We start from the raw sequence: 23,243 nt of genomic DNA on the forward strand, positions 1-23,243 counted from the left end.
GGGTTTCGGATTACGGTTGTTCTCGCCGAGAGCGGTCGAGCGATTCCCGCGAGGCCTCGTCCACCGGGTGCGCCTCGAGCAGCGTTTCCACGGCCTCGCCGTCGAGCAGCGACTCGATTTCGGTTCGCACCCGTCGCTCGTCGTCGTAGCTGTCCTGCAGCGCGTCGACGACCGCGGCGGCGGCGCCGGGCGCTTCGTCGTCGGTCGCTTCGTCGTCGGTTCGAGACGTCTCCGACGCGTCGCCGGCCTCGAGTTCGGTCGCCAGTGCCACCGTCGTCTCGTAGGCCGTACACTCGATCGTCTCGAGTTGCAGGACCGTCTGAATGTAGTACAGCGGCCGAATCGCGTCGTTCAGCACGACGTTGTTGAACGCCTCCTTGTCGGCGAGCAGGCCGTCGAGTTCGGGGACGCGGCGCGTATCGGGGGCCACGCCGAGCGCGTCGAAGGCCCGTTCGATCCGCTCGAGGTGGCGTTCGCTCTCCTCGCGGTGGTCGTCGACCACGTACTGGAGCTGTTCGCGACACTCCAGCGCGCGCAGGTCGTCGAGCGAGTCGATCGAGACGTCGGTCGAGAGGGTTCGGAGCGCGGACTGTAACGTCTGCTCGATGTAGTACAGCCGCTCTAACTGTGCCGTGAGCGCGTCACGCGGGGTCGTCGTTGCGGTGCTCATGATGCGTGGTGTGTCGACGATCGGCTTTCAGAACGACTGTTGCATCCGCACGTCATCAGTATCGTGGGGGCTGTCCCCCCGATCGCTGTAGCGCGGTCGACCGACGGCGTCGCGCCGGACGCCGTTCAGGATCGCCAACTCGAGTTCGTTTCGGCTCTCGTAGGTCTCGTGGCCGGAGGTCTCGAGGACCGTCTGTAGCGTATCCGACTGGTTGGGGTACGTGATCTCGACGTCGGCAAACTCCGCCAGCACCTCGTCCGTCGTCAGCGGGAACGTCGTATCGTCGAACAGTCGGCTGACGGCCCGGACCTCGATTGATCTCCCCTCGTCGCCGGTGTCGTCGATATGGCTCATCGACGTGTCCCTATCAGGATCGGTGGTAAAATCCCACAGCCTGCAATCGACTGTGCGACCCCGGCCGGCAGACCGGTTGGCGAGACTAACTATTAGCCGGAACGGATAACAGATGCGAGTGCGAGTGGGTACTATGCATCGGGCCGCGAACGGCAGTTTCGCCGACCGTGATCGGATTCCCCAGTACGTGATCGGATCCGGCGCGCTGTTGACTCTCGCGCTGATCCTCGAAATCGCGGTGCTCTTCGCGATCGGTTCGCCGGTCGTCTTCGACGGCGGGTTTCTGGTAGGTGTCGCCACCACCGTCCCGTTTCTCGCAGGGATCGTGTTCGGCGGCTACTGGCTCGAGCGATCGGAGCTCTCGCCGGAACGCTATCCGCGGGCCGTCGGCTGGTGTCTCGCGGGAACGGCCGTCTTCCTCGCCATCAATCTCGCGCTCATCGTCGCCATGCCGACCGAGTCGTGGGTGGTGATCGGTTCGTGGATTCGGTGGGCCGTCGTTCTCGGCGCCAGCGTCGGCTTACTCATCGGTTGTCTCGAGGGCCGCGCCATCGAGCGCGCTCTGACCGCCGAACGGGCCTCCCTGCAGGCGGCCTACCTCGAGGACCAGCGGGAGTATCTCGATTATCTCAACTGCATCCTCCGACACGAGGTGTTGAACACGGCGACGGTCATCAACGGCTACGCGTCGCTGCTCGAGGCCGAGGCCACGGGGCTGACCGAGCAACAGCGCGAGTGGGCGCGGATCGTGATCGACGAGTCCGAGGAGCTGTCGACGGTGATCGACGACGTCCGTGTGCTGTTACAGGCGACCGAGAGGGCGAATCGACTCGAGCCCGTAAACGTCTCCCGAGTACTGGCGGACGAACTCAGCAAACTCGACCGGCGGTTCGAGTCGGTCGACGTCGCGACTTCGATACCGGACGTCGCGTTCGTCCGGGCCGACGACCTGCTCGCTCGCGTTTTCGCGAACCTCCTCTCGAACGCCGTCGAACACAACGATTCGGAGACGCCCACCGTGGCGGTCACGGTCGACGCGACGCCGGAAACCGTCAGCATCGAAATCGCGGACAACGGTCCCGGTATCCCCGACTCGGAACGGGAGACGCTGTTCGAGCGCGTCGAGAGTCACGGCAGTACGCACGGACTGGGTCTCTATCTGGTCTCGCAGCTGGTAGGGCGCTACGACGGGTCGGTCGAGTTGACCGAGACGGGTCACGTCGGGAGCGCGTTCACCGTCGAGCTTCCGGCCCTGTCGGACGATCAGGCCAGAGTGGGGCTCGAGCGCGAGACGGATCGGTCGCTCGTGATGGAGTGAGCGAACCGCGTCCGGACTGTACGGCCGTCTCTGGATGACTCGAGGCTGTGGTCGATTTCGACTTCGTATCGATCGCGTCCGTCGTTTTCGTTTCTCACGAGCGGCCGTCGTTCTCGCTTCTTACGACATCCCCATCTCCCGCCGTCGTCGGGTGAGATAGTAGCCCGCGACGAGGGGCTGCAACGGCGGGACGAACAGGCTGAGAAATGCGACCCCGAGGTAGTATCCCGGGTTCGGTCGCCACGAGTCGCCGTCGGTACAGACGTAGGCCGCGTCCTGATGGATCGCGATCGGGAACGCGCCGAACGCGATCGTCCCCGCGAGAGCGATCGCGGCCGCGAGCAGCCCCGGTATCGTGAACACGATCGCGATCGTCGCGGCGACAATTCCGAACAGCGTCGTCGCGAGCGAGACCGCCACGACGAGCCACCAGCCCGACCAGCCCGACCGCGTTCCGAACCGCCTGTGCCGACGCGCGAGATAGACGACGCCCGCGAGCGGTGCCGAGACGAGCGCCAAGGAGGCGTTGAGCCACGGGTTCGGATGCCAGTTCCCGCTGGCCCGCGGCAGCCGTCGGATCCGCCGCGCGTCGAAGAAAATCGCCACGAGGAGCCCGAGCGTCAGGAACGTGTAGCCGAAGGCACTGACGAGGAACAACGCGAACTGAAGGCCGGGAACGCCGGGTTCGGCGTCCTGGAGGACGCCGACGATCCCGACCCCGATCACCGGCGGGAACAGATACAGCAGCCGCTCGATGAACCGCGCCCAGTCGATCTCGTCGACGTGCGTTCTCATCTCGAGAGCGATCCGCTACTGACAGGTGCGTGGCCGATCGGTACGCCGGTGTGCGTGGCCGATCGTCACGGGGATGCATCCCGTAATCTCTGTCATACTCCTCCGTCACTGTCCGTCGACTCGCCGTCGACTCGCCCGGCTCACAGCGCCTGCTTGTACGCCTCGAGGGTCTCCTCGACGTCGGCTTCGGTGTGGCCGTAGCTGACGAACTGGCACTCGAACTGGTTCTGGGAGAGGAAGACGTTCTGTGCCTTCATCTTCCCCCAGAAGACCCGCCGCCAGCGCTCGGTTTCGGCGTTTTTGACGTCGGCGGCGTTCTTCGGACAGTAGTCGTAGCGCGGACAGGTGGGGTTCTGCCGGCAGCCAGCGCCGCACTGTTCCTCGAGCGAGTCCCGTCCTGGTCCGTCGCGCGTGAAGATCACCTTGAACATACTCGCGGTGCCCGTCACCGTATAGCTCGGGGCCTGATCGGCGAGGATCTCGGTCAGTCCGCCGCGGAGTTGCTCGCCGAGGCCGTCGACGTGGTCGTAGACGTCGTTCTCGGCGGCGAACTGCAGGGTCTCGAGGCCGGCGGCCATCGTCACCGGGTGACCGGAGAAGGTGCCCGCCTGGAAGACGTCGCCCGACGGGGCGAAGTGCTCGATGATCTCGGCGCGACCGCCGACGGCACCGACGGAGAAGCCGCCGCCGATGATTTTGCCGAACGTCGTCAGGTCGGGCGTGACGCCGAACTCGCTCTGGGCACAGCCCAGGCCGCCGACGCGGAAGCCCGTAATCACTTCGTCGAAGATCAGCAGGGAGCCGTGCTCCTCCGTAATATCGCGGAGGAACTCGTGGTAGCCCTCTTCGGGGTAGACGATGCCGTAGTTGCCCAGAATGGGTTCGGTGAGGACGGCCGCGATGTCGTCGCCGTGTTCGTCGAACACCTCGCGGATCGCTTCCCCGTCGTTAAACGGCACCGGGAGGGTGTGTTCGGCGAACGACTGCGGGATGCCCGCCGAAGAGGGTCGGGGGTTCTCGGCGTCGCCTTCGACCAGCGTCGACTCCTGGGCGCCGTGGTAGCCGCCCTGCATGACGACGATCTTGTTTCGACCGGTGTAGCCGCGAGCGAGTCGCACGGCCGACGTCGTCGCTTCGGTTCCCGAGTTCACGAACCGGATCTTCTCGACGCTCGGGACGTGACGGACGACGAACTCCGCGAGGTCGACTTCGACCTCCGTCGGCGTCCCGTACATCGGCCCTTCGCTGGCTTTCTGCTGGATTCCGGCCTGGACCGGTTCCGGCAGGTCGTGGCCCAGCAACAGAGGGCCGAGTCCCATCACCCAGTCGACGTAGCGGTTGCCGTCGGCGTCGATAACGTGTCCACCGTCGCCCTTCTGGACGAAGAACGGATAGGGCTCGATCGCCGCACGAACCGCCGAGTTCACCCCGCCGGGCATGACCGATAGCGCCCGGTCGTACAGATCGCGTGAGTTGTCGTCGTTCATAGCCGAGCCTTGGCCACGGGACGGGAAAGTAGTACCGAGGTTCGGTCGGGCCCCCGAGTCGATGATCGCGAATCCGTTCGTCGTCCGATCGCCACGAATCCACCGGGCGACCACGGCATCTGTTTCGACGGGTTGGACGAACCGACGGACCGTGTGGGTCTCGAGACCTGCCCTCAGACGGCGTCCTGTCCGGTGTTTCCGGTCCGGACCTGGTAGGCGTCGTCGACGGGGAGGACGAAGATCTTGCCGTCGCCGGGCTCGCCGGTGTTCGCAGCCTCGCCGATCGCTTCGACGACGTCTTCGGCGGGGATGTCGGCGACGACGCACTCGATTTTGACCTTCTGGTGGAGGTCGACCGTGTACTCCTCGCCGCGCCACTGTCCTTTCTTCGCGGGCTGGGAGCCGCGTCCGGAGACGTTCGTAACGGTCAGCGACGGGGCCCCGACTTTGGCGAGCGCTTCCTTGGCCGCGCCGAGCCGGTCGGGACGGATGATCGCGGTGATCAGCTTGAGCTCGCCGTCGTTGGGTTCGCTCACCTCGAGATCCCTCCACTCGTCGTCACGCTGCCGTACACTGTGGGAAAGCTGTCCATACGACGCCGTTGCTTGGCTCGAGTTGTCTGTACAGTCATATATAAGTCCGACGGCCCATTCCCACGTAAGGGTTCGCGTCGACGGTCGGCTGCGACGCCGATGACTCGGCGCAAACGGTCGATGCTCGCCGGATTACCGTCCGCATCAGACGCCAGTTCATTTCTTTCGCAATCGTTGACGTTCGGCCCCTGTTCTCATTCCGTGGACGCCCGGTAGCAGGGGAAACGCTGTCGCGCACAGCCCGTCTCGGTAGTCACTACGGGGTCTGTGATGCCGAAAAAGGGTGACTGCAAAAGAAACGCCTCTCTGACGACCGCGTAGCCCTCTTCAGACGGCGTCCGGTCCGGTGTTTCCGGTCCGGACCTGGTAGGCGTCATCGACGGGCATCACGAAGATTTTGCCGTCGCCCGGCTCGCCGGTGTTGGCGGATTCGCCGATGGCCTCGACGACCTCTTCGGCGGGGATGTCGGCGACGACGCACTCGATCTTGACTTTCTGGTGGAGATCGACCGTGTACTCCTCGCCGCGCCACTGCCCTTTCTTTGCGGGCTGGGAGCCGCGTCCAGAGACGTTCGTAACGGTCAGCGATGGCGCGCCGGTTTCCGCGAGCGCCTTCTTGACTGCACCGAGGCGGTCGGGACGGATGATCGCGGTGATCATCTTGAGTTCGCCGTCGTTTGGCTCGCCGCCGTCAGAGCGAAGCTCCGACGAGGATCGCGATTCTTCGAATCGCTCGCCACCATCGGTACGGATAATCTTATCTTTGCCACCGTCAGTCGCGATGTCGGGACCACCGAACTCGGGGTAGGTGTCGACGCCGTGTTCGGAGACGTCGAGTCCGTCACGTTCGTGCTCGGGAGTGACGCGAGCCTGTCCGGCGGCTTTGAACGCGTACCAGATGATGGCGGTCGCACCGACCGTCCAAGCGGAGATGACGACGACACCGATGACCTGAGCGACGAACGCGTCGACGACGCTGTCGACGACTCCCGGTGCGGCAACGAACGGGAACAGCAGCGTTCCGAGGATCCCGGCGGAACCGTGGACCGGGAAGACTGCACAGACGTCGTCGATCTTCAGTCGCTGCTCGACGAATCCGAAGACGATCGGTAGCTGTGCGCCGGCGAGACCGCCGACAACGAATGCGCCCCACCACGCGGTGGTGTGTGGGATCGCGGTGATGCCGACCAGACCGGCCAGCAGGCCGTTTGCAACGAACAGCGTGTCGACCTTACCGGTCTTGAGCCACGCGACGAGTCCGGCACCCATCGCACCGCAGGCCATCGAAATCGTCGTCGTCGCGGCGACGCGACCGAGCTGGTCGCCGACGAACGCTCCGTCGCTGAAGATCGCCGAAGTACCGACGTTGAAGCCGTACCAGCCGAACGCGAGGATGAGCGTCCCGAGGACGGCGAAGGTCAGCGAATGACCGGGAATGACGTTGACGCTTCCGTCGTCGTTGTAGCGATCCATGCGCGGACCGAGCACCCACGCGGCGGTAAGACCGGCAATTCCGCCCATTCCGTGGACGATCATCCCACCCGCGAAGTCCTCGAACAGCACGCCGCCGAACTCGAGGTACTCACCGGCCCACGTGAGCCCGGTGACGACCGGGTAGATGACTGCTGCCAGCAGGAACGTGTAGCCGACGTACGCGCGGAGTTTCGCGCGACCGGCGACGGCTCCCGAAACGATGGTCGCCGCAGTCATGGCGAAGACGGCTCCGTACAACCAGTCGATCCAGCTCGTGGCGTCTCCCACGAACGCCGGTTCGAACCCGCCTCCGGCGACGGCACTCTCGACGCCGACACCGATGAGGAAGAACACTGTCACGCCGACGCTCCACGTCAGCAGGTTCTTCGTCAGCTGGTTCGCGACGTTCTTCGAACGCACCTGCCCCGCCTCGAGCATGGCGAAGCCGGCGTGCATGAAGAAGATGAGGAACGTGACGAGCAGAATCCACGTGTAGTTGATCGACTCCATCAATACCTCGGCTTCGGTTTGCAGGATCGTCGGTTCCATTATTCGTCCACCTCCGCTACTTCCGTTTTGCTAGCGGTGCGTTGTAGACGTATGTTCACGTGTGGGCTGTTCTGGCTCATGGTTGTCTTCTGAATCACGTCTGATGCGGATGGACCAACTCCATATAATGGTTAGCGTTGATGTTCGACTACTTATCTGGGCGTAATAGGGGCATGCGGACAAATCTAAAGGTGGTTTAATGTGTATAAGGCAATACGATTTGGCGGTTTTTCCGAACCGTGGTTATATATTCGATCTTTGTAAACTGTGAAAAACCCGTGGTTGCTGCCAGGTCGTCGATGCCGATACGATACGGGCCTTCGTGAGGAAAATTCCGCTCGCGCGCGGCAGATGTTGCCACGTACTCGACCGGGCTTTGATGGGTTGGACGTTCGTCAGAATACTGGCTGAGACGACGGTGATCGGCCCGACTACTGGCGTCTTCGATCCACGTTTCCGGCTCCTCATCCCGCTAACGGGTTCGGTTCGGACTGCCGACGACGTGTCCGTCGGATCCGAGAGATCGGTAGTCGACCGACGGTTGCTACCGATTCCTCGACAACCCCTGAGCGACGTCCTCCGCGAAGTACGTCAAAATCAGGTCCGCGCCGGCCCGTTTGATCGACAGCAGCGACTCGAGCGCCACCTCCTCGAGATCCAGCCACCCCTTCTCGGCGGCGGCGTGGAGCATAGCGTACTCGCCGGAGACGTTGTAGGCGGCGACGGGGTGGTCGAACTCCCGCCGAATGTCCGAAACGATGTCCAGATACGGCAGCGCGGGTTTGACCATCAGGACGTCCGCGCCCTGTTCGGCGTCGAGGCGAACCTCGCGCATGGCCTCGCGCGCGTTCGCGGGATCCATCTGGTAGTGCCGGCGATTACCGAAGGAGGGCGCGCCGTCTGCGGCGTCACGGAACGGGCCGTAGAACGCGCTCTCGTACTTCGCGGCGTAGCTCATAATCGGCACGCGTTCGAACCCTTCGCGGTCGAGTCCTGCCCGAATCGCAGCGACCATCCCGTCCATCATCCCGCTCGGCGCGATCATGTCCGCCCCCGCCGCCGCGTGGGAGACGGCGATCCGGTCGAGCGACTCGAGCGTCGCGTCGTTGTCGACCGTCAGCGTTGCGCCGTGGGCGTGTGCGCAGCGCTCGCCGCGGCCGCGGCCCTCGCTGCGGAGTTCCTCCTCGAGCGGGCCGCAGTGGCCGTGGTCCGTGTACTCACAGAGACAGACGTCGGTGATGACGTACGCGTCGGTTTCGGCGGCGATCCGTCGCGTCGCCTCCTGAATCACGCCGTCCTCGGCCCAGGCGCGGGTCCCCTCGGCGTCTTTCGACTCCGGAATCCCGAAGAGCATGACGGCTTCGACGCCGGTCTCGAGCACCTCTTCGACGCGAGCGACGCTCTCCTCGACCGGGACGCGCTCGTGGCCGGGCATCGAATCGATAGGGAGTCGCTCGTCGGTCGTCGCGTCGACGAAGATGGGGGCGATGAGGTCGGACGGCTCGAGGCTCGTCTCGCTGACGAGGCCGCGAACCCTGTCCTGGCGAAGCCGCCGAGGACGGTGTGTGAGATCCATACGCGAGTATTCGTCGGTGGCTGCAAAAGCGATGCGCTCGACGGCGGAGACGGATCGGCGGGTCGACGGTTCCCGACGGACCGTCGTGTAGATGCCTGCAGGCCGACCGAATCACGCGACCGAATCGACGTCCTCGAACGCAATCCGAACCCGTTCGGTCGGGTTCGTCGTCTCGTCGTCAGTCATCGATACCGCAAGCGCGGCCCTGACTCTTGCTTTCCAGGCGGGGAGGTCCCCACCTTCGACCGCGCCCGCCTCGAGCAGCGTCTTCGCACCGCCGGGGCCGCCGTACAGCCCGGCGGTCGTCCCGGCGTAACAGCGCGAGGTGAGCACGACGGGCACGCCGCGGTCGAGAGCATCCTCGAGCGCCGCGCCGAGTTCGCCGGTCGTGTTTCCGAGTCCGGTTCCCGCGACGACGATCGCATCGACGTTCGTATCGGACTCGAGTACGCGTTCGATCTGTCGGCCGTCGACGCCCATCGCGTTCGTCACGAGTTCGACGCGAACTTCGGGATCGACGCGCGCGCCCGGCATGGGTTTCGAGTAACGACCCGGTTCGCGGAGAAAGCGGATGCCGTTCGGGGTGTCTTCCGCGACCGGTCCTATGCTCGGCGAGTCGAACGTCTCGAGTTTGCTCGTGTGTCCCTTGGCGACCCACCGAGCGGCGTGGACGCTGTCGTTGAACGCGAGATAGCTTCCGCCCGCCTCCCGAAACCGGTCGTGCGCCGCGGCCCGAACGGCCGTCAGCAGGTTCGTTGGTCCGTCCGTGCCCAACTGGTCGAACGGTCGCTGTGCGCCCGTGAAGACGACCGGAATTCCGGCGTCGACGGCCACGTCGGCGTAGTAGGCGGACTCGGCCATCGTATCGGTTCCGTGGGTGACGACGACGCCGACGGCGCCCTCGCTCGCGGCCCGTTCGACCGCGTCGACGATCTCCCGCGCGTTCTCGAACGTCACCTGGAATCCCGAAACCTGGCAGACGTCGTCGACGTCGATCGAGGCGTGATCGGCGATCTCCGGGACGGCGTCGACCAGGTCGTCGCCGGATACCGAGGGCGTCTTTCCGACGTCGTCCTCGCTCGAGGTGCTCGCGATCGTTCCGCCGGTGCTGACGATCCGGACGTGTGGCTGCATACTCGTTCGTGAACGCGACCGAAGAAGTGTCTGTCCGGTTCGACCGACCGCTGGTCGCGCGTGACCCGTGTAACGGACGGGTGGAAGGTGCCGTCGAGCTCGAGGCGGCCGCTGCCGGAAGCAGTACGCTCATTGACCGCGACCGGCGACGAGTAGACGAGTACAGTGAGCTGTTATACTGTCGGCTGTAACTGTTTGCGGGATTCGCCGTGGCCGTCCTGCGAATCCACCACACTGACTTACAGCCGACAGTATAGGTGGCGCTGACAACGATGGTGAGCGAACTCGACTGATGCGCTGGCGATACCGAGACACCGTGCTGGCACTGTGTACGCTCGCGTTCTTCGCGACGATGGTCGGCCGACTGGCGATCAGTCCCGTCGTTCCGATCATCACCGCGGAGTTCGCCGTCTCGAACTCGGTAGTCGGGGTCGCACTCACGGGGATGTGGATGGCCTACTTCGCCTCGCAGTTTCCCAGCGGGATCCTCGCCGATCGGTTCGGCGAGCGTCCCATCATCCTCGTCGCCATCGGCGGCACGGCCGTCGCGAGCGTGTTCCTCGCGCTCGCACCGGTATTCGCCCTCTTTGTGGTTGGGACCGTCGTCCTCGGCGGCGTCGCCGGGCTCCACTACAGCGTCGCGACGACGTTACTGACTCGCACGTACGACGAGATCGGTACCGCGATCGGCGTTCACAACAGCGGTGGTCCTGCGGCCGGGTTGATCGCCCCGCCGATCGCGGCGTGGATCGGCGTCCGGTACGGCTGGCGACCCGCCGTCGCCATCGGGGCCGCGATGGCCGTCCCGGTGTTCGTCCTCTTCGCGTGGCGCGTCCGCCCGACGGAACCGCGCCGTCCCGACCAGCCGATGGCCGAACGGTTCCAACTCGAGGCCGTGCTCGAACTCCTCTCGCGGCCGCGGATCGCCTTCCCCATCTGTCTGGCCATCGCGGGGGCGTTCGTCTGGCAGGCGACGGCCTCGTTCCTGCCGTCGTTTCTCGTCGAACACCGCGGGCAGTCGACCGAACTCGCCGGACTGGTCTTCGGGGGCTACTTCGTGGTCCAGGCGATCACGCAGGTCGGCGTCGGTGCGGCGTCCGACCGGTACGGACGCGACGTCGCCACGGCGAGCTGTATGGTCCTCGCGGCGGCCGGCTTCGCGCTCCTGATCGCCGTTCCCGGAACCGTCGCCATCGTCGCCGCCGTGATACTGGTCGGCACCGGTCTCGGCTGGGGTGCGGCGCTGTTGCCCCGATTCATGGACGTCCTCTCGGAGACCGAACGCGGGGCGGGCTTCGGCCTGATCAGGACCGTCTACGGCTTCGTCGGCGCGCTCGGCTCCGTCGCGACCGGACTCCTCGCCGACCTCTTCGGCTGGGGGTTCGCCTTCGGCGTTCTCGGCGGATTGCTCGTGCTGGTGTTCGTCGCGCTCGCGGCGAACTGGGCGCTCTCGCTCGGCTACTGACTCGCGTTCGGGTCCTCGAGGAGGGGTTTGACCCGGACTGTTGTTACAGTCGGAGCACGTCTCCGCCCACTTCACGCGAACTCACAATCTGCTTATACGATCCGGCGGAGTAACTCGGGCGATGACAGCACAGTCACGGCGGAAGGGCGCGGCGCGATGTGAACGCTGTGGCAGGGCGTTGGCGGTCTGGCTCGTCTCGGGCGACGTTCGACCGATCGGGAGCGTCGACGGCTGTCCCTGCGGCGGCTCCTCGTTCACCGTTTTCGACTGATCTCTCGGGGGACACGGCGGAAGAAAGCCGCGCCTTTTCCCGAGCCCTCGTCGTATCTCGACCGTGTCAGACGCCGAGGAAGCGGTCAAGACGCTCGCCGAACTCGGATTGACGGAGTACGAGGCTCGCTGTTTCGTGGCGCTTACCCGTCTCTCGACGGGGACCGCAAAGGAGATCAGCCAGGTCGCGGACGTTCCTCGCTCGCGGGTGTACGATACGATCGAACGGCTCGAGAAGAAGGGACTCGTCGACGTCCAGCAGACCGAGCCGCGCGAGTACAAGGCCGTCTCGGTCGAGACGGCGTGTCGGCGCATTCGCGAAGACTACGACTCTCGAATCAACGCGGCCGAGAACGCGCTCGGCCAACTCGAGGAGCCGGACTCGCCGGACGACGAGGGGATGTGGGCGATTTCTCAGAAAGAACACGTCAGCCAGCGGGTCGTTACGTTCCTCGAGGACGCCGAGGAGACGGTCCACTACATCCTCCCGGCGACCGAAGTGGCCGATCGATCGATTCGCGATAGCCTGCAAGCCGCCGTCGATCGCGGTGTGTCCGTCTACGTCGAAGTCCCGACCGAAGCCGATCGGGAGGCGTTCGTCCAGCGGATTCCGAGTGCGGACATCGTCGTGGCCGAGGACCTGCAGTCGACGAACGAGGTGTACGCCGAGTGGCCCGGACAGCTCCTCATGGTCGATCAACAGGCCGTCGTCGCCAGCGGGATCAAGGAGAGCGATCTTCCCGACGTGATCAACGAGATGGCCGTCTGGACGTACGGCCGCGATCACGGGCTAGCGGTCTGGATGCGCGAACTGCTCGACGACCGACTCGCGGGACGCGACGAGAGCCGGGTGCCGGACGACTGACGTGGACGCGTCCGGCGAGCGGACGGTCGCGCGTTCGTCGAAAGCCGTTCGCCGGGGCGTGCTCCCGCGGCACCGAACGCCCGCCGTCGATGCAGCCCGCCGTTCTCGCCGCCGAGCAGGTGTATACTTTTAAGTGTGAGCCGCCCGTTTCAGTCTGCTAGCAATGGCCATAGACCCACAGTTCACCGAGAATCGCGATAAGGTCGACGAACACAACGGGCACGCCGTCTGGGGTCCCGTCGACGAACCGGAGGAACTCGGCATCCACGGCACCCACGTTGCCGTCGATTTCGACCTCTGTATCGCCGACGGCGCCTGTCTCGAGGACTGTCCCGTCGACGTCTTCGAGTGGGTCGACACCCCGGGTCACCCCGAGAGCGAGGAGAAAGCGGATCCCGCGAAGGAGGCCCAGTGTATCGATTGTATGCTCTGCGTGGACGTCTGTCCGGTCGACGCGATCGACGTCGACGCCGGTCGAACGGCCTGAGTCGACCGCGTCGACCGGTTCGGCGAAATACTGCGACCCGTCTGTGAGCGGAGGGTGCGTTACTCGGCTCGATCGACGTCGACTTTCTCCTTCAACGTCTCCAGCCCGTCGGCTTCGGCGAGCTCCTGGAGGCGCTCGCGGAAGTGTTCCTCACAGAGACCGACCTTGAGACCTTCAGACTCGGCGGCGAAGGCGGCCTCGCGGTCACAGTAGTGGCAGTTCATACTCGCGCCTTGGCACCACGATGCATTGAACCCTCCGCTATCGGCCAAGATTGTGTCGTCGTTACGATAACTCTAACCGCTCGTATTCGCGCCGCGAGAGACCGGCGATCCCGAGTTCGCGGTCGTGTGCGTCGGTTCCGCCGGTCACCAGCAGATCGTTGCCCTCGACCGCTCGCTCGACGAGACGCCGATCGACGTCGGCGTGCCCGTAGGGGTAGCGTAACTCGACGGCCTCGAGGTCGGGATCGGCCGTCAACGCGAGCGCGGCCTCGGGGTCGCGATAGCGCAGCGGATGGGCCAGCGAGACGAGCCGACACGACGCGGTGAGCGCCGCCAACCCCTGCTCGAAGGTGGGCACGTCCCGCGGCACGAAACAGGGGTCGCCGTAGCCGATGAGCCGATCGAACGCGTCCTCGTAGCCGTACTCGACATCGGGATGGTCGTCGATCGCCCGCGCGACGTGCGGTCGTCCGAACCCGTCACCGACGGTGACGCCGAGATCAACGCCGAGTCGCGTCTCGACGCAGTCGACGATCGCCTGCCCGCGCTCGACCCGATTCGTCTGGATTCGGTCTACTACTCCCTCGAGATCGCCGGTCGACTCGACGCCGTACCCCAGCAGGTCGACGCGCTCGCCGTGGGGCGTCTCGACGCGGAGTTCGATCCCGCTGACGAGGGTCACGCCCTCGCGCTCGACCACCGGCTCGTCGAACGGCTGCACCCGATCGTGGTCCGTCACCGCGACGACGTCTACGCCCGCTCGGTCGGCGGCGGCCGGTACCTCCGCGAGTTCGAGGCTCCCGTCCGAGCGCGTCGTGTGGACGTGTAAATCGGCGTACGGCATATCACTCGAGTCGACGGCCGGTGCTCGTAAAGTCGTTTCTTCCGACTATCTTCGAGAGACGGTAACACACGATCTATAATGAACATCTAGGACCTCTAGGTCTACAGTGGGGCTAGAGAACGTATATGGACAATGTTTATAATTATCGTTCACAGTAGTTAGCGTGTAATGCTGCTCAATGGCACCGGCGACGTCATCGACGACCACGAGTATCCCGCCACGACCGAGGAGATGATCGACAACTACGGCGATCGAACCCTCGAACTGCCGAACGGGTCCGAGACGGTCGCGGATGTACTCGCCCGCCTCGAGTCCGAAACCTTCGAGTCCCCGGAGGAGGCCCGATTCGCCGTCTACGGCGCCGTGAGCGACAAGGCCGTCGGCCGCGTCGGCTACAGCGACCGCGACCCGACCCCGGTCGGCAGCCCGTACGCGCCCGACGCCGTTTCGTTCTAACGACCGACGATTTTTCGCACCGGCTTCTCGCTCTCGTCGCTCGCTCAGCCCTGACTCCCCGTGACGATCTCAAAATGGAGAGCCCTACCGCCCTCGTGCGATAGGGGTACGTTTCGCGTGCGACCGTTCGATCGAGAACCGGCGAACTGCACGGCTTCCGACGACCTCGCCCGTCTCGTGCACGCGTCGGCGAACTCCGACGGTTCGAACGGTCGTTTCAGAGCACGAGCTCCTTGTTCGCGTCGTCGATCTCCTCCCAGGAGACCGCCTCCTCCTCGACGATTCGTTCGGGCTCGAGCGCCGGGTCGCCGAGGACGGTCAGTGCAGCGCCGACCGGCGGTCGGAGTTCGGGACCCTCCTCCTCCGCGTCGTCCGGTGGTCCCGCGTCGTCCTCGCCCGGCTCCGCTCCGTCTCCGTTCGGCCCGTTCCCGTGGTCGTGGCCGTCGTCGTGTGGTCCGTTCTCACGGTCGTGCGGGTCGTCTTCACGATTGTCGCCGTGTTCGTGGGGCCCATTGCCGTCGTTTGGCATCTCCACATCGTCACCGTCCGGTTCGGCCATCATCTCGGGCTCCGGAACCGGCTCCGCACCAGGGCCCGTCGCCTCGCCCGCGACGACTCTGATCACGTGGCCGAAGATCTCGTGTGGACCGCAGTGCATGTCGTACACGCCCGGTTGCTCGAACGTGTAGAGCCAGTAGGCGTTCACCGGCAACACGGGCGAGGAAAACGGCGGGACGTCGTCCGGAACTCGCGGCAATTGTCCCTGTGCGGGGTGGTACGCGGTCACGGTGTGATGCGGCGTGACGAGTCTGAACTGAACGGTGTCGCCCGGTTCGACGTACAGCCCCGTCGGCTCGAAGAAGAACTCCGGAATCTCGCGGTCCTCGCGGGGTCGGATCTGTGCGTCGACGACGTGATCCGGCTCGACCGGCGGATCGACGTCCATCGCGAGCGCCGCGAAGCCGAAAACGGGGTGGATTCCCTCGCCGGACTGGTCCGGTGGACCCGTCTCGTGTTCCGGTGTGAAACCGGCAGCGACCGCGCTCGGTCCCAGCGTCAGTGCTGTACCCACACCCAGTATCTGCAACAGCCGTCGGCGATCGAGTCCCGGCGTAATCGGCGCTGAATCGGCGTCTCTGGAGTCGTATTCACCCTTCATGGGGAGTGTTACTTCGCCGACTATAGAGATAAACGTGCTACTCGGTACCACGTGACTATCAGAAACGGAGATAACTGCGGCCGTCCCGACCGTCGGTCCCCGTCGAACGGGGCGTCGTCGGCCGCTCAGAAATCGTCGATGACCGGGATACCGACCGTCCCGTAGTCGGTCATCGCGGCGAGTTTGTCGCTGACGTCCTCGAGTCCGATCGTTTCCGAGACGACCTTCTCGGGCTCGAGTTTCCCCGTCGAGACCATCCGGAAGATCTCGTCGTAGCGCGTCGGCGGCATGCCCAGCGAGCCGATGAACTCGATCTCTTGCATCGTCATCGCGTCGGTCGGCAGGTGTACCATCCCCTGTTCGTCCTGTGTCGTGAGTCCGACCTGGACGTGCTGGCCGTGGGCGTCGAGGCTGAGCACGGAGTTCTGGCAGGTCGTCGCGATGCCGAGCGCGTCCATCGAAACCTGCGCGCCGCCGTCCGTGATCGACTGCACTTCCCCGGGCACGTCCTCGACGTCGTCGGCGTTGACGCCCTCGACGGCGCCGAGTTCGCGGGCTTTCTCGAGTTTGTCGTCCGTCAGATCAACGGCGACGACGTTCGCGCCGAGCGCGTCGGCGATGTGGACCGCCGAGAGGCCGACGCCGCCGCAGCCGTGGATCGAGACCCAGTCGCCGGCCCCGATATCCGCGCGGTGGGCCAGCGCGTGGAACGAGGTCATGAACCGGCAGCCCAGCCCGGCCATATCGACCGACGAAACGCCGTCCGGCAGTTCGACGAGATTGTGGTCCGCGGTAGGGACGTGGAGCTGTTCGGCGAACGCCCCCTGTGCTTGCTCGACGAACCCAAGCGGCATCACGTTCTCACAGATATTGGAGTGGCCGCGCTGACACCGCGGACAGACGCCGTCGCCGAGATTGAACGGGACCGCGACGTGATCGCCCTCGCTCACGCTCTCGACCTCGTCGCCGACGGCGACGACGCGGCCGGCGGGTTCGTGGCCGAGAATCTGTCCCGGCTGCGTTTCGAGATCGAGCCATCCCCAGTCACCCTGCCAGCCGTGCCAGTCGCTCCGGCAGACGCCGCAAGCTTCGACTTCGACGACTGCTCCTTCGGGATCCGGATCCGGAGCGTCGACGTCTTCGATCGAGAGCGGTTCGCCGTGTTCCTCGAGTACTGCGGCTCGCATATCATGAATATTGATACCATACACCAAATACGTGTCTCTACACTCACAGATCGATGAGACTCGTACTCGAGAGAATGCGTCGAGGGCGGTACCGTCTCTCGCGTCAGTTCAGCAGGTCGATCGCGTCCTCGAGGTCGAGTGGGACCGATCCCTTCTGGTAGCCTTCGACGTGGCCGTTCGGGCGGGCGCGATAGACGACGGCGGGGCGGTGTCGGACGTCGGGTTGCTCGCCGCGGACGGCGTTCCAGGCGTCGTCGCGAAAACTCGAGCAGTCGACGAAGAGGACCGCGCCGCCGCCGTGTTCGGCGAGTTGGCCGTTGGTCTTGGTCTCGGCGGTGTCGCGAACGGCGGCGACGGGGCCCGACGCCGCCCGGTTCGCCGGCGGTTGCGGTCGGGTCACTTCGACGAGGACGTTGGTCGTTTCGTCTTCGGCCCGGAAATCCAGCGAGTGCCCGGTCGTGACCTCGATCTCGGGAACCACGTCGTAGCCGGCGTCGCTGAGGATCTTCGCGGCGATGAACTCGCCCATCGAGGCGCTCATGCGAACGAGATCCACGTGATCGCTGGTCCCTAACTTGCCGGACATGACGTGTCGGTACTCGTCGAGCACGCCGGTCTTGAAGAAGTCCTCGAAGAACCGCGTCGTCTCGCGCCGTCCGGCGTCGGGGAAGCCGGCGGCGTGCTCGCGGAAGAAGGCTCGCGTCGACTCGCGGCCGTCTTTCGACATGAAGACGGGCAGGAAGTACCACGAAAGGTGCGGGTAGTCGGCGAGCCACGGGTCCTCCTCGTGGAGCGTTGCGAGCAGTTCGCGCTGGGCCCATCGAGCGACGTGGTAGGGAACCTCCCGCCAGCCGAACTTGTCGGTTCGCCACAGCGAGGAGGGCGTTTCGGTGTTCCCCATCCAGTAGGCCTCAGTGTCGTTTCGCGCGAAGAGGGCGACGTCGCCGTTTTGCATCTCGAAGCGATGCGTCTCCCAGTCGGCGCCGATCTCGAATCGCGGTGGGACTGCACGCGCTCCGATGTTCGATCGAAGCGGCTGCAGAATCTTCTGTCGAACGTTCTGTTCGCTCCACGCCGCGGGCGAATACCGAAAGCGAAGCGGCCGTGCCACACCCTCGCTTCGGAGTGAGAGTGCATACGTGTTACGTGTCCGCTTGGAACTCGAGCGGGGACCGTCAACTGGGAGAAGGAGGTGAGGGACCGTTACATTAATGTATGCCAGCCACCAACATGTGTGTACTTACCATGTCAATGGGTGCCTATGACGAAGAAGAACACGAGCGCCGCGAGCAGCAAGCCTCGAAGGTCGACACCGATTTCGACGACGAGCGGACGATCTATCACGGCAAAGTCGAGTACGATTCCGGCGATTCGGCTGAGGAACTGCTCGATCAGTTCGAACGGATGAAGTCGGACTGACGCCGCAGCGCTCGTTTTCCCGTTCTCATCGCTGCGAGCGACGGCCATCCCGCAGTTATCGCACAAGCCGGTCGCGGGGAGTCGAGTGCCGCACTCCGGCTCCGCCGCATCACTCGAGCGCGTCCCAGCCCGGCGTCGTCGGCGCTCCGCGAGCCTCCTCGACGTCGGCGGCGATAGCCGGGTCGGGGACCGTCTCCCCTGCGGTTAGACGTCGCCGTTCCCACTCCCGGATCGCCGACCCGACCCACGATTCGTCACGGATGTCGTCGGATCCGTCGGCCGAATTGCGCTCGTCGTCGGATTCGTCGACCGAATTGCCGTCAGCATCTGCTGTCTCGAGCGCCCGTTCTTTTCCCCACTCGTAGTGATAGTCGGAGGTCACGAGCGTGCCGGGGCTCGAGGCCGCGGCGACGGCGAGACACTCCGCGCGATCCTCGCTCGTTAGCGCTCCGGCGGCCGTCCGATCGATGACGCCTTCGAGCGCCGCGGGTCGGGGGTGGGCGAAGAGCTTCGCGCCGAGGGCCTGCGTGCCGAGCAAGAGTCCGTCGAGGTCATCGGGCGCGCTGTCCTCGAGCAGCCGCCGGCCCCCGAAGGCGGCTTCGACGCGCTCGCACTCGGTCTCCTGCTCGAGCGCGAGGTTGTGCGCCGGATAGGAGCCGCACTCGTCGGGGAACCGGTCGTCGCCGTGGATGCGACACTGCAGCGTCTCGGGGTCGAGGAAGACGCAGGCCGGGAGCCACGTCGGACGCTCGCGGTCGAAGGGAGCGACCGGCTTCGGCGGTTTCCGCAGGCCGACGAAGAAGACCGGACGGCCGGCGACGGCGGCGACGGTGCGTCCATCGATCTCGACGCCTTCGGCCGCGTCTCGAGCGCGCCAGAACCGCGGCGTCAGCGCGGGAGCCATCCCCGCCTCGAGAAACGATCGGACCTCGTCTCGAGTCAACGCGACGAAGTTCGTGTCGTCGTCGAGGGGGACTCGAGCTCCCGCTGCGTCGGCGGCTCCTTCGCCCTCGGTATCCGTATCGATCCGCGCGCGTCGGTGTCGACGGGCCGTCCCGTCCGTCTCGGTGTCGTAAAACGGTCGCCAGTTCAGACAACAGCCGGCACAGCCCTCGCAGTTCACCTCCATGTTCGACGGTAACACGACGCGACGTATATACTGTTCACCGGCGGGAGACCGGTCCGGGGGAACGACTTTCACCGTTCGGTACCCAGCGGCGGGTATGGCACGGGATTCCTGTGACGGCTGCGGCCGAACGGTCACGGTCACCGGTGGCATCGCCAACGTCTGGACGTTCGGCGACGGCAGCGACGGGACCGCGATAACGCTCGAGCTCGCGGACGGGTCGGAACACCTGCTCTGTTACCCCTGCATCGAGGCGATACCCGACGATCCGACCGCCGAGAGCGTCGCCCGACTCGAGCAGGTCGACGAGGAGACCTCGCGGCTTCGTGCCGCGTAGTTGTGACTACGGTCGGGAGTCGGCCCAAAAAATCGTGTGGAGTCGCGGCCGGCCGGCGCTGGTACGTGAGTATGAGCGCGACGCAGTAGCTCGACGGAGAGCCGTTCGCCGGCTGACCGCACCTGTCGCGTGAGCTACGACCGCCCTCACTGCGGCACCGATTGCCGCGAGCGGAAGGGGTGGGATTCGAACGCCACGAGGCACGTTGCCGCCGCGGGCCGGATGGCACCGCGGTGCTCTACCGCTAAGCGACCCTTCCGTGCTTAGGTTCGACGGCCGAGTTCGTCTTTGTAATCGGGCGACTACCCTCGATCGATCGGCCCTAACCCGGACGTAGCATCGGTTTCGAACCCGATACTATTCGGTCACTGTGACCGCATCCGGCCCGGTAGACGAGGGCTACAGGCGTTAGGACTTCCAAGAACAGGGGGCTATGTCAGCCGTCGACTCGACTACCGAGAACCCCTCACCGACGACGAGTCTGTCGAACTGGAAGGACTCGCCCAGCCGCGAGTCGATGGTCTCCTTGCGCCCGCGGTCGTCCGATACCACACACCCGTAGCGTCCCAGCACGTCCGAAACGGCGACCGTCTCGCGCTCACCGGCATCGAGCGTGAGCGTCTCGTCGACCACGGCCTCGCCGTCGGCAACGCGGTCGATAGTGATCGCTATCGTCCGCCGGTCGTCCGTCGCGTTTTCGACTCGCAGTCCGTGGACGCGTCGCCGAGTGAGTCGCTCCCGTTCGACCAGAAAGAGCGTCCGTTCGTCGGTTTCGTCGGACTCGGAGACGCTCGCTTCGTACGTCGCGTCGTCCCGGCGAACGTAGGCATGTTCGACGTCCATCGCGTCCTCGAGCAGGAAGCGACCGGTCGCGGTGTAACCGTCGGCCTCGAGTGCGGCGTCGATCTCACACTGTACGGGGCTGGGGAACGAGCCGTAGGAAATGCGCAACCGGCCACACCTCTCGTAGCTCTCTGTTGCATCACAGGCCGTGTCCGAGGTTCCGACGGCGGCCTCGGTATCGTCGCGCGAGTTCCCGGGAGCGATTTCGTCGCTGCTACCGAGACAGCCGGCCGACACGACCGTCCCGAACCGACGGCGGCGAGGAGCGTGCGTCGTTTCATAACTGGATATCGACAAGTCGGGATATGTGTCTTGAGGTAGGTCAAAGCCTGATTTCAGCTTCCGGCGACCCGCTCCGTGAGTCTGTCGTCCGTTCGAGCGGCGACGATACACGATTTCGTACCGAAACGACCGAACACGACGGCCGCGGGATCGGCCGCTCGAGAGAGGATTCGCGCGTTCGGGATCTCATCTCGAGCGACGGTTCGTAGCCTTTAGGACGCGGCCGGTCCGTGAGTCGAACGGTGAATCCCGAGCGGATCTTCGAGGAGTTCCCCGCGCCGAGCTATCGCGGGACTCAGGAGCAAGCCCTCCGAGACGTTCGCGACGCGTTCGCGGCCGGCAACGACGTCGTGTTGGTGCGCGCGCCGACGGGCAGCGGCAAGTCCCTACTAGCCCGCGCCGTCGCCGGCTGTGCGCGTCGGATCGACGACGCCGATCCGAGCGACGCGACGGGGGCGTACTACACGACGCCGCAGGTCTCGCAGTTAGACGATGTCGCGGCCGATGATCTGCTATCGGATCTGAACGTCATCCGCGGGAAATCGAACTACAGCTGTATCCTGCCGGACGAGCGCAACACGCCGGTCAATCAGGCCCCCTGCGTCCGCGAGCGGGGCTACGACTGTTCGGTCAAACACCGCTGTCCGTACTTTTCGGATCGAGCGATCGCCTCCAATCGGTCGATCGCAGCGATGACGCTCGCCTACTTCATGCAAACCGCGGGGAGCGAGGTGTTTCGAACGCGCGACGTCGTGGTCATCGACGAGGCCCACGGACTCGCCCAGTGGGCCGAGATGTACGCGACCATCCAGCTGGGGCCGCGAACCGTGCCATTCTGGGACGACCTCCGCGTCCCCGAGATAGACTCCCTCGACCGCGCAGTGAGCTACGCGGAGAACCTCGCTCAGATCTGCGGGCGTCGGAAGGACGACCTGCTCTCCCAGGACTCGCTGTCGCCCGCGGAGGTGCGCGAGCGCGACCGCCTCCAGGAACTCATCGGCGAACTCGACTGGTTCGTCTCCGACTACCGCGATCCGGAGAGTCCGACGACGTGGCTGGTCGACCAGTCCGAGCCCTCGAGCGCCCGCGTCGAGAGCCGCGGCGACGACGACGAGCCCGCGGGCGGTCCCCTCACGATCAAGCCGATGAGCCCGGAGAAGTACCTCAAACACACGGTCTGGGACCGGGGCAACAAGTTCGCGCTGCTGTCGGCGACGATTCTGAACAAGAACGCCTTCTGCCGACAGGTCGGATTGAATCCGGAGAACGTCGCGCTGGTCGACGTCGAGCACACGTTCCCGGTCGAGAACCGGCCACTGTACGACGTCACGCAGGGGAAGATGACTTACGAGCACCGGTCGGAGACGACGCCGAAGATCGCCCGCACGATCGTTCGGCTCATGCAACACCACCCCGACGAGAAGGGACTGATCCACGCCCACTCCTACGACATTCAGGAGCGACTCGCCGACATGCTCTCCGACTTCGGCGTCGGCGACCGCGTCCGGACCCACGACCGCGACGGCCGCGACGCCGCGCTGGACGCCTGGAAGGCCAGCGACGACCCCGACGTCTTCCTCTCGGTGAAGATGGAGGAGGCGCTCGACCTCAAGGGCGACCTCTGTCGGTGGCAGGTCCTCTGTAAGGCTCCATTCCTCAATACGGGCGACTCGCGGGTCGCCCACCGGCTCGAGGAGGGTCAGTGGGCCTGGTACTACCGAACCGCCTTACGAACCATTATCCAGGGCTGTGGCCGCGTCGTCCGCGCGCCCGACGACTACGGCGCGACGTATCTCGCGGACTCGAGCCTGCTCGACTTGTTCGAGCGCGCACGCACGGACATGCCCGACTGGTTCGAAGAACAGGTCGATCGACTGTCGGAACCCGATCTTCCCGAGTTCCAGCCGCGGGCGGCGCTCCCCGACAGTGGCGGTGCTGGCGGGGGTAGCGCAACGTCGACGACGAACGAGAACGGCACGTCGACGGCGGACGAACGCTCGCGGAACCGCTCGCGCTCCCGACGGTCGGGACGGTCGTCCGGCTCGAGTCCCCTGGCCGACGTCTGGGATACGGACAGCTAGAATAGGCGTTCATCGCTCGAGAACTGAGCGTCGTTTCGAGTTGTCACCCTCCCCCCGAGCGGGCGGGAGGCGACGCGACGGACTCAGAGTGCGGCGAGTGCGCCCCACGCGATCATCGAGGAGATCATGAGGAACGCGAAGCCGAGCGCGATGAACTGGTTCTTGTCCATACGTTATTCGATTCTCCCCGTCGTTATGAATGTCACGCCCCCGCGTCGCCGAGAAGGGGTTTGAACTCGAGGAGAGGGT

The 23,243-nt window shown here is 65.2% G+C and carries 23 protein-coding genes, 1 tRNA gene and 1 pseudogene; 9 read left to right on the forward strand and 16 right to left on the reverse strand.

The features are described from left to right. Nucleotides 1–10: 10 nt before the first annotated feature. Complete coding sequence (locus ACSFC5_RS18255; protein ID WP_440766670.1) at nucleotides 11–670, reverse strand: YciE/YciF ferroxidase family protein; 660 nt, start codon at nucleotides 668–670, stop codon at nucleotides 11–13. A gap of 27 nt (nucleotides 671–697) precedes the next feature. Beyond that, nucleotides 698–1,024, reverse strand: a complete 327-nt coding sequence (locus tag ACSFC5_RS18260) for a DUF5789 family protein (RefSeq protein WP_440766671.1) — start codon at nucleotides 1,022–1,024, stop codon at nucleotides 698–700. A gap of 133 nt (nucleotides 1,025–1,157) precedes the next feature. Between ACSFC5_RS18260 and ACSFC5_RS18265 the strand changes: the two genes are divergently transcribed. Then, on the forward strand, nucleotides 1,158–2,342 hold the full coding sequence (locus tag ACSFC5_RS18265; protein ID WP_440766672.1) for an ATP-binding protein: 1,185 nt from the start codon (nucleotides 1,158–1,160) through the stop codon (nucleotides 2,340–2,342). Nucleotides 2,343–2,462: 120 nt separating this feature from the next. Here ACSFC5_RS18265 and ACSFC5_RS18270 read toward each other — a convergent pair whose 3' ends face one another. The 6 genes and pseudogenes from ACSFC5_RS18270 to ACSFC5_RS18295 form a co-directional block, all read right to left on the reverse strand. After that, nucleotides 2,463–3,137 carry a hypothetical protein gene (locus ACSFC5_RS18270; protein ID WP_440766673.1) on the reverse strand — a complete coding sequence of 225 codons (675 nt, stop codon included), beginning with the start codon at nucleotides 3,135–3,137 and terminating at the stop codon, nucleotides 2,463–2,465. A gap of 140 nt (nucleotides 3,138–3,277) precedes the next feature. Continuing rightward, nucleotides 3,278–4,624: a glutamate-1-semialdehyde 2,1-aminomutase gene (gene hemL, locus ACSFC5_RS18275; protein ID WP_440766674.1), complete on the reverse strand. Its 1,347-nt coding sequence runs from the start codon at nucleotides 4,622–4,624 to the stop codon at nucleotides 3,278–3,280. Nucleotides 4,625–4,797: 173 nt separating this feature from the next. Then, nucleotides 4,798–5,154: pseudogene (glnK1, locus tag ACSFC5_RS18280) on the reverse strand (nitrogen regulatory protein GlnK1); the annotation flags it as partial. 390 nt (nucleotides 5,155–5,544) lie between these two features. Continuing rightward, the gene (locus ACSFC5_RS18285) at nucleotides 5,545–7,239 is read right to left on the reverse strand and encodes an ammonium transporter (protein WP_440766675.1); all 1,695 of its coding nucleotides are present in this window, start codon (nucleotides 7,237–7,239) and stop codon (nucleotides 5,545–5,547) included. Between the two features lie 544 nt (nucleotides 7,240–7,783). Then, entirely contained in the window at nucleotides 7,784–8,815 is a 1,032-nt protein-coding gene (gene hemB / locus ACSFC5_RS18290; protein ID WP_440766676.1) for a porphobilinogen synthase, read from the reverse strand. A gap of 111 nt (nucleotides 8,816–8,926) precedes the next feature. Continuing rightward, the gene (locus ACSFC5_RS18295; protein WP_440766677.1) at nucleotides 8,927–9,949 is read right to left on the reverse strand and encodes an asparaginase; all 1,023 of its coding nucleotides are present in this window, start codon (nucleotides 9,947–9,949) and stop codon (nucleotides 8,927–8,929) included. A 292-nt stretch (nucleotides 9,950–10,241) separates the two neighbouring features. On the opposite strand from ACSFC5_RS18295, the gene ACSFC5_RS18300 reads away from it, so the two are divergent. The 4 genes from ACSFC5_RS18300 to ACSFC5_RS18315 all read left to right on the forward strand — a co-directional run bounded on the left by ACSFC5_RS18300 (nucleotide 10,242) and on the right by ACSFC5_RS18315 (nucleotide 13,036). Continuing rightward, entirely contained in the window at nucleotides 10,242–11,414 is a 1,173-nt protein-coding gene (locus tag ACSFC5_RS18300; protein ID WP_440766678.1) for an MFS transporter, read from the forward strand. 121 nt (nucleotides 11,415–11,535) lie between these two features. After that, complete coding sequence (locus ACSFC5_RS18305; RefSeq protein WP_440766679.1) at nucleotides 11,536–11,685, forward strand: hypothetical protein; 150 nt, start codon at nucleotides 11,536–11,538, stop codon at nucleotides 11,683–11,685. A gap of 63 nt (nucleotides 11,686–11,748) precedes the next feature. After that, nucleotides 11,749–12,549 (forward strand): TrmB family transcriptional regulator, encoded by an 801-nt coding sequence (locus ACSFC5_RS18310; RefSeq protein WP_440766680.1) that lies wholly within the window; start codon nucleotides 11,749–11,751, stop codon nucleotides 12,547–12,549. Nucleotides 12,550–12,712: 163 nt separating this feature from the next. After that, entirely contained in the window at nucleotides 12,713–13,036 is a 324-nt protein-coding gene (locus ACSFC5_RS18315) for a 4Fe-4S dicluster domain-containing protein (RefSeq protein WP_006092579.1), read from the forward strand. A 59-nt stretch (nucleotides 13,037–13,095) separates the two neighbouring features. Here the strand turns inward: ACSFC5_RS18315 and ACSFC5_RS18320 are convergent, their stop codons facing one another. Beyond that, entirely contained in the window at nucleotides 13,096–13,260 is a 165-nt protein-coding gene (locus tag ACSFC5_RS18320) for a DUF6757 family protein (protein WP_006066091.1), read from the reverse strand. A gap of 61 nt (nucleotides 13,261–13,321) precedes the next feature. Further along, complete coding sequence (locus ACSFC5_RS18325) at nucleotides 13,322–14,104, reverse strand: PHP domain-containing protein (protein ID WP_440766681.1); 783 nt, start codon at nucleotides 14,102–14,104, stop codon at nucleotides 13,322–13,324. A 168-nt stretch (nucleotides 14,105–14,272) separates the two neighbouring features. On the opposite strand from ACSFC5_RS18325, the gene ACSFC5_RS18330 reads away from it, so the two are divergent. Next, nucleotides 14,273–14,560 (forward strand): DUF5789 family protein, encoded by a 288-nt coding sequence (locus tag ACSFC5_RS18330; RefSeq protein ID WP_440766682.1) that lies wholly within the window; start codon nucleotides 14,273–14,275, stop codon nucleotides 14,558–14,560. Nucleotides 14,561–14,777: 217 nt separating this feature from the next. On the opposite strand, the gene ACSFC5_RS18335 is transcribed toward ACSFC5_RS18330, so the two are convergent. From ACSFC5_RS18335 to ACSFC5_RS18345, 3 genes are all read right to left on the reverse strand, one after another. After that, the gene (locus ACSFC5_RS18335; protein ID WP_440766683.1) at nucleotides 14,778–15,719 is read right to left on the reverse strand and encodes a cupredoxin domain-containing protein; all 942 of its coding nucleotides are present in this window, start codon (nucleotides 15,717–15,719) and stop codon (nucleotides 14,778–14,780) included. 125 nt (nucleotides 15,720–15,844) lie between these two features. Then, nucleotides 15,845–16,906: a zinc-dependent alcohol dehydrogenase family protein gene (locus ACSFC5_RS18340; protein WP_440766684.1), complete on the reverse strand. Its 1,062-nt coding sequence runs from the start codon at nucleotides 16,904–16,906 to the stop codon at nucleotides 15,845–15,847. Nucleotides 16,907–17,009: 103 nt separating this feature from the next. Beyond that, on the reverse strand, nucleotides 17,010–18,017 hold the full coding sequence (locus ACSFC5_RS18345) for a DUF5784 family protein (RefSeq protein ID WP_440766685.1): 1,008 nt from the start codon (nucleotides 18,015–18,017) through the stop codon (nucleotides 17,010–17,012). Nucleotides 18,018–18,151: 134 nt separating this feature from the next. Between ACSFC5_RS18345 and ACSFC5_RS18350 the strand changes: the two genes are divergently transcribed. Continuing rightward, nucleotides 18,152–18,325: a DUF5786 family protein gene (locus tag ACSFC5_RS18350; protein ID WP_440766686.1), complete on the forward strand. Its 174-nt coding sequence runs from the start codon at nucleotides 18,152–18,154 to the stop codon at nucleotides 18,323–18,325. Between the two features lie 109 nt (nucleotides 18,326–18,434). On the opposite strand, the gene ACSFC5_RS18355 is transcribed toward ACSFC5_RS18350, so the two are convergent. Then, a complete protein-coding gene (locus ACSFC5_RS18355; RefSeq protein WP_440766687.1) occupies nucleotides 18,435–19,454 on the reverse strand; it encodes a YkgJ family cysteine cluster protein in 1,020 nt (339 codons plus the stop codon). Between the two features lie 94 nt (nucleotides 19,455–19,548). Between ACSFC5_RS18355 and ACSFC5_RS18360 the strand changes: the two genes are divergently transcribed. Then, nucleotides 19,549–19,788 (forward strand): DUF7561 family protein, encoded by a 240-nt coding sequence (locus ACSFC5_RS18360; RefSeq protein ID WP_440766688.1) that lies wholly within the window; start codon nucleotides 19,549–19,551, stop codon nucleotides 19,786–19,788. A 171-nt stretch (nucleotides 19,789–19,959) separates the two neighbouring features. Here ACSFC5_RS18360 and ACSFC5_RS18365 read toward each other — a convergent pair. Next, a tRNA-Gly gene (locus tag ACSFC5_RS18365) sits at nucleotides 19,960–20,047 on the reverse strand. Between the two features lie 149 nt (nucleotides 20,048–20,196). After that, nucleotides 20,197–20,868: a hypothetical protein gene (locus ACSFC5_RS18370; RefSeq protein WP_440766689.1), complete on the reverse strand. Its 672-nt coding sequence runs from the start codon at nucleotides 20,866–20,868 to the stop codon at nucleotides 20,197–20,199. Between the two features lie 287 nt (nucleotides 20,869–21,155). On the opposite strand from ACSFC5_RS18370, the gene ACSFC5_RS18375 reads away from it, so the two are divergent. Then, on the forward strand, nucleotides 21,156–22,994 hold the full coding sequence (locus ACSFC5_RS18375; RefSeq protein ID WP_440766987.1) for a helicase C-terminal domain-containing protein: 1,839 nt from the start codon (nucleotides 21,156–21,158) through the stop codon (nucleotides 22,992–22,994). Nucleotides 22,995–23,243: the final 249 nt, after the last annotated feature.

Origin of the sequence: Natronorubrum marinum, from assembly GCF_052040125.1 — an archaeon.
GTDB lineage: Archaea > Halobacteriota > Halobacteria > Halobacteriales > Natrialbaceae > Natronorubrum.

What these genes read in the sequence shown, in the direction of transcription:
- ACSFC5_RS18255 (WP_440766670.1), bottom strand. Translation starts at nt 670, where the DNA reads ATGAGCACCGCAACGACGACCCCGCGTGACGCGCTCACGGCACAGTTA.
- ACSFC5_RS18260 (WP_440766671.1), bottom strand. Translation starts at nt 1,024, where the DNA reads ATGAGCCATATCGACGACACCGGCGACGAGGGGAGATCAATCGAGGTC.
- ACSFC5_RS18265 (WP_440766672.1), top strand. Translation starts at nt 1,158, where the DNA reads ATGCATCGGGCCGCGAACGGCAGTTTCGCCGACCGTGATCGGATTCCC.
- ACSFC5_RS18270 (WP_440766673.1), bottom strand. Translation starts at nt 3,137, where the DNA reads ATGAGAACGCACGTCGACGAGATCGACTGGGCGCGGTTCATCGAGCGG.
- hemL (WP_440766674.1), bottom strand. Translation starts at nt 4,624, where the DNA reads ATGAACGACGACAACTCACGCGATCTGTACGACCGGGCGCTATCGGTC.
- ACSFC5_RS18285 (WP_440766675.1), bottom strand. Translation starts at nt 7,239, where the DNA reads ATGGAACCGACGATCCTGCAAACCGAAGCCGAGGTATTGATGGAGTCG.
- hemB (WP_440766676.1), bottom strand. Translation starts at nt 8,815, where the DNA reads ATGGATCTCACACACCGTCCTCGGCGGCTTCGCCAGGACAGGGTTCGC.
- ACSFC5_RS18295 (WP_440766677.1), bottom strand. Translation starts at nt 9,949, where the DNA reads ATGCAGCCACACGTCCGGATCGTCAGCACCGGCGGAACGATCGCGAGC.
- ACSFC5_RS18300 (WP_440766678.1), top strand. Translation starts at nt 10,242, where the DNA reads ATGCGCTGGCGATACCGAGACACCGTGCTGGCACTGTGTACGCTCGCG.
- ACSFC5_RS18305 (WP_440766679.1), top strand. Translation starts at nt 11,536, where the DNA reads ATGACAGCACAGTCACGGCGGAAGGGCGCGGCGCGATGTGAACGCTGT.
- ACSFC5_RS18315 (WP_006092579.1), top strand. Translation starts at nt 12,713, where the DNA reads ATGGCCATAGACCCACAGTTCACCGAGAATCGCGATAAGGTCGACGAA.
- ACSFC5_RS18320 (WP_006066091.1), bottom strand. Translation starts at nt 13,260, where the DNA reads ATGAACTGCCACTACTGTGACCGCGAGGCCGCCTTCGCCGCCGAGTCT.
- ACSFC5_RS18325 (WP_440766681.1), bottom strand. Translation starts at nt 14,104, where the DNA reads ATGCCGTACGCCGATTTACACGTCCACACGACGCGCTCGGACGGGAGC.
- ACSFC5_RS18330 (WP_440766682.1), top strand. Translation starts at nt 14,273, where the DNA reads ATGCTGCTCAATGGCACCGGCGACGTCATCGACGACCACGAGTATCCC.
- ACSFC5_RS18335 (WP_440766683.1), bottom strand. Translation starts at nt 15,719, where the DNA reads ATGAAGGGTGAATACGACTCCAGAGACGCCGATTCAGCGCCGATTACG.
- ACSFC5_RS18340 (WP_440766684.1), bottom strand. Translation starts at nt 16,906, where the DNA reads ATGCGAGCCGCAGTACTCGAGGAACACGGCGAACCGCTCTCGATCGAA.
- ACSFC5_RS18350 (WP_440766686.1), top strand. Translation starts at nt 18,152, where the DNA reads ATGTCAATGGGTGCCTATGACGAAGAAGAACACGAGCGCCGCGAGCAG.
- ACSFC5_RS18355 (WP_440766687.1), bottom strand. Translation starts at nt 19,454, where the DNA reads ATGGAGGTGAACTGCGAGGGCTGTGCCGGCTGTTGTCTGAACTGGCGA.
- ACSFC5_RS18360 (WP_440766688.1), top strand. Translation starts at nt 19,549, where the DNA reads ATGGCACGGGATTCCTGTGACGGCTGCGGCCGAACGGTCACGGTCACC.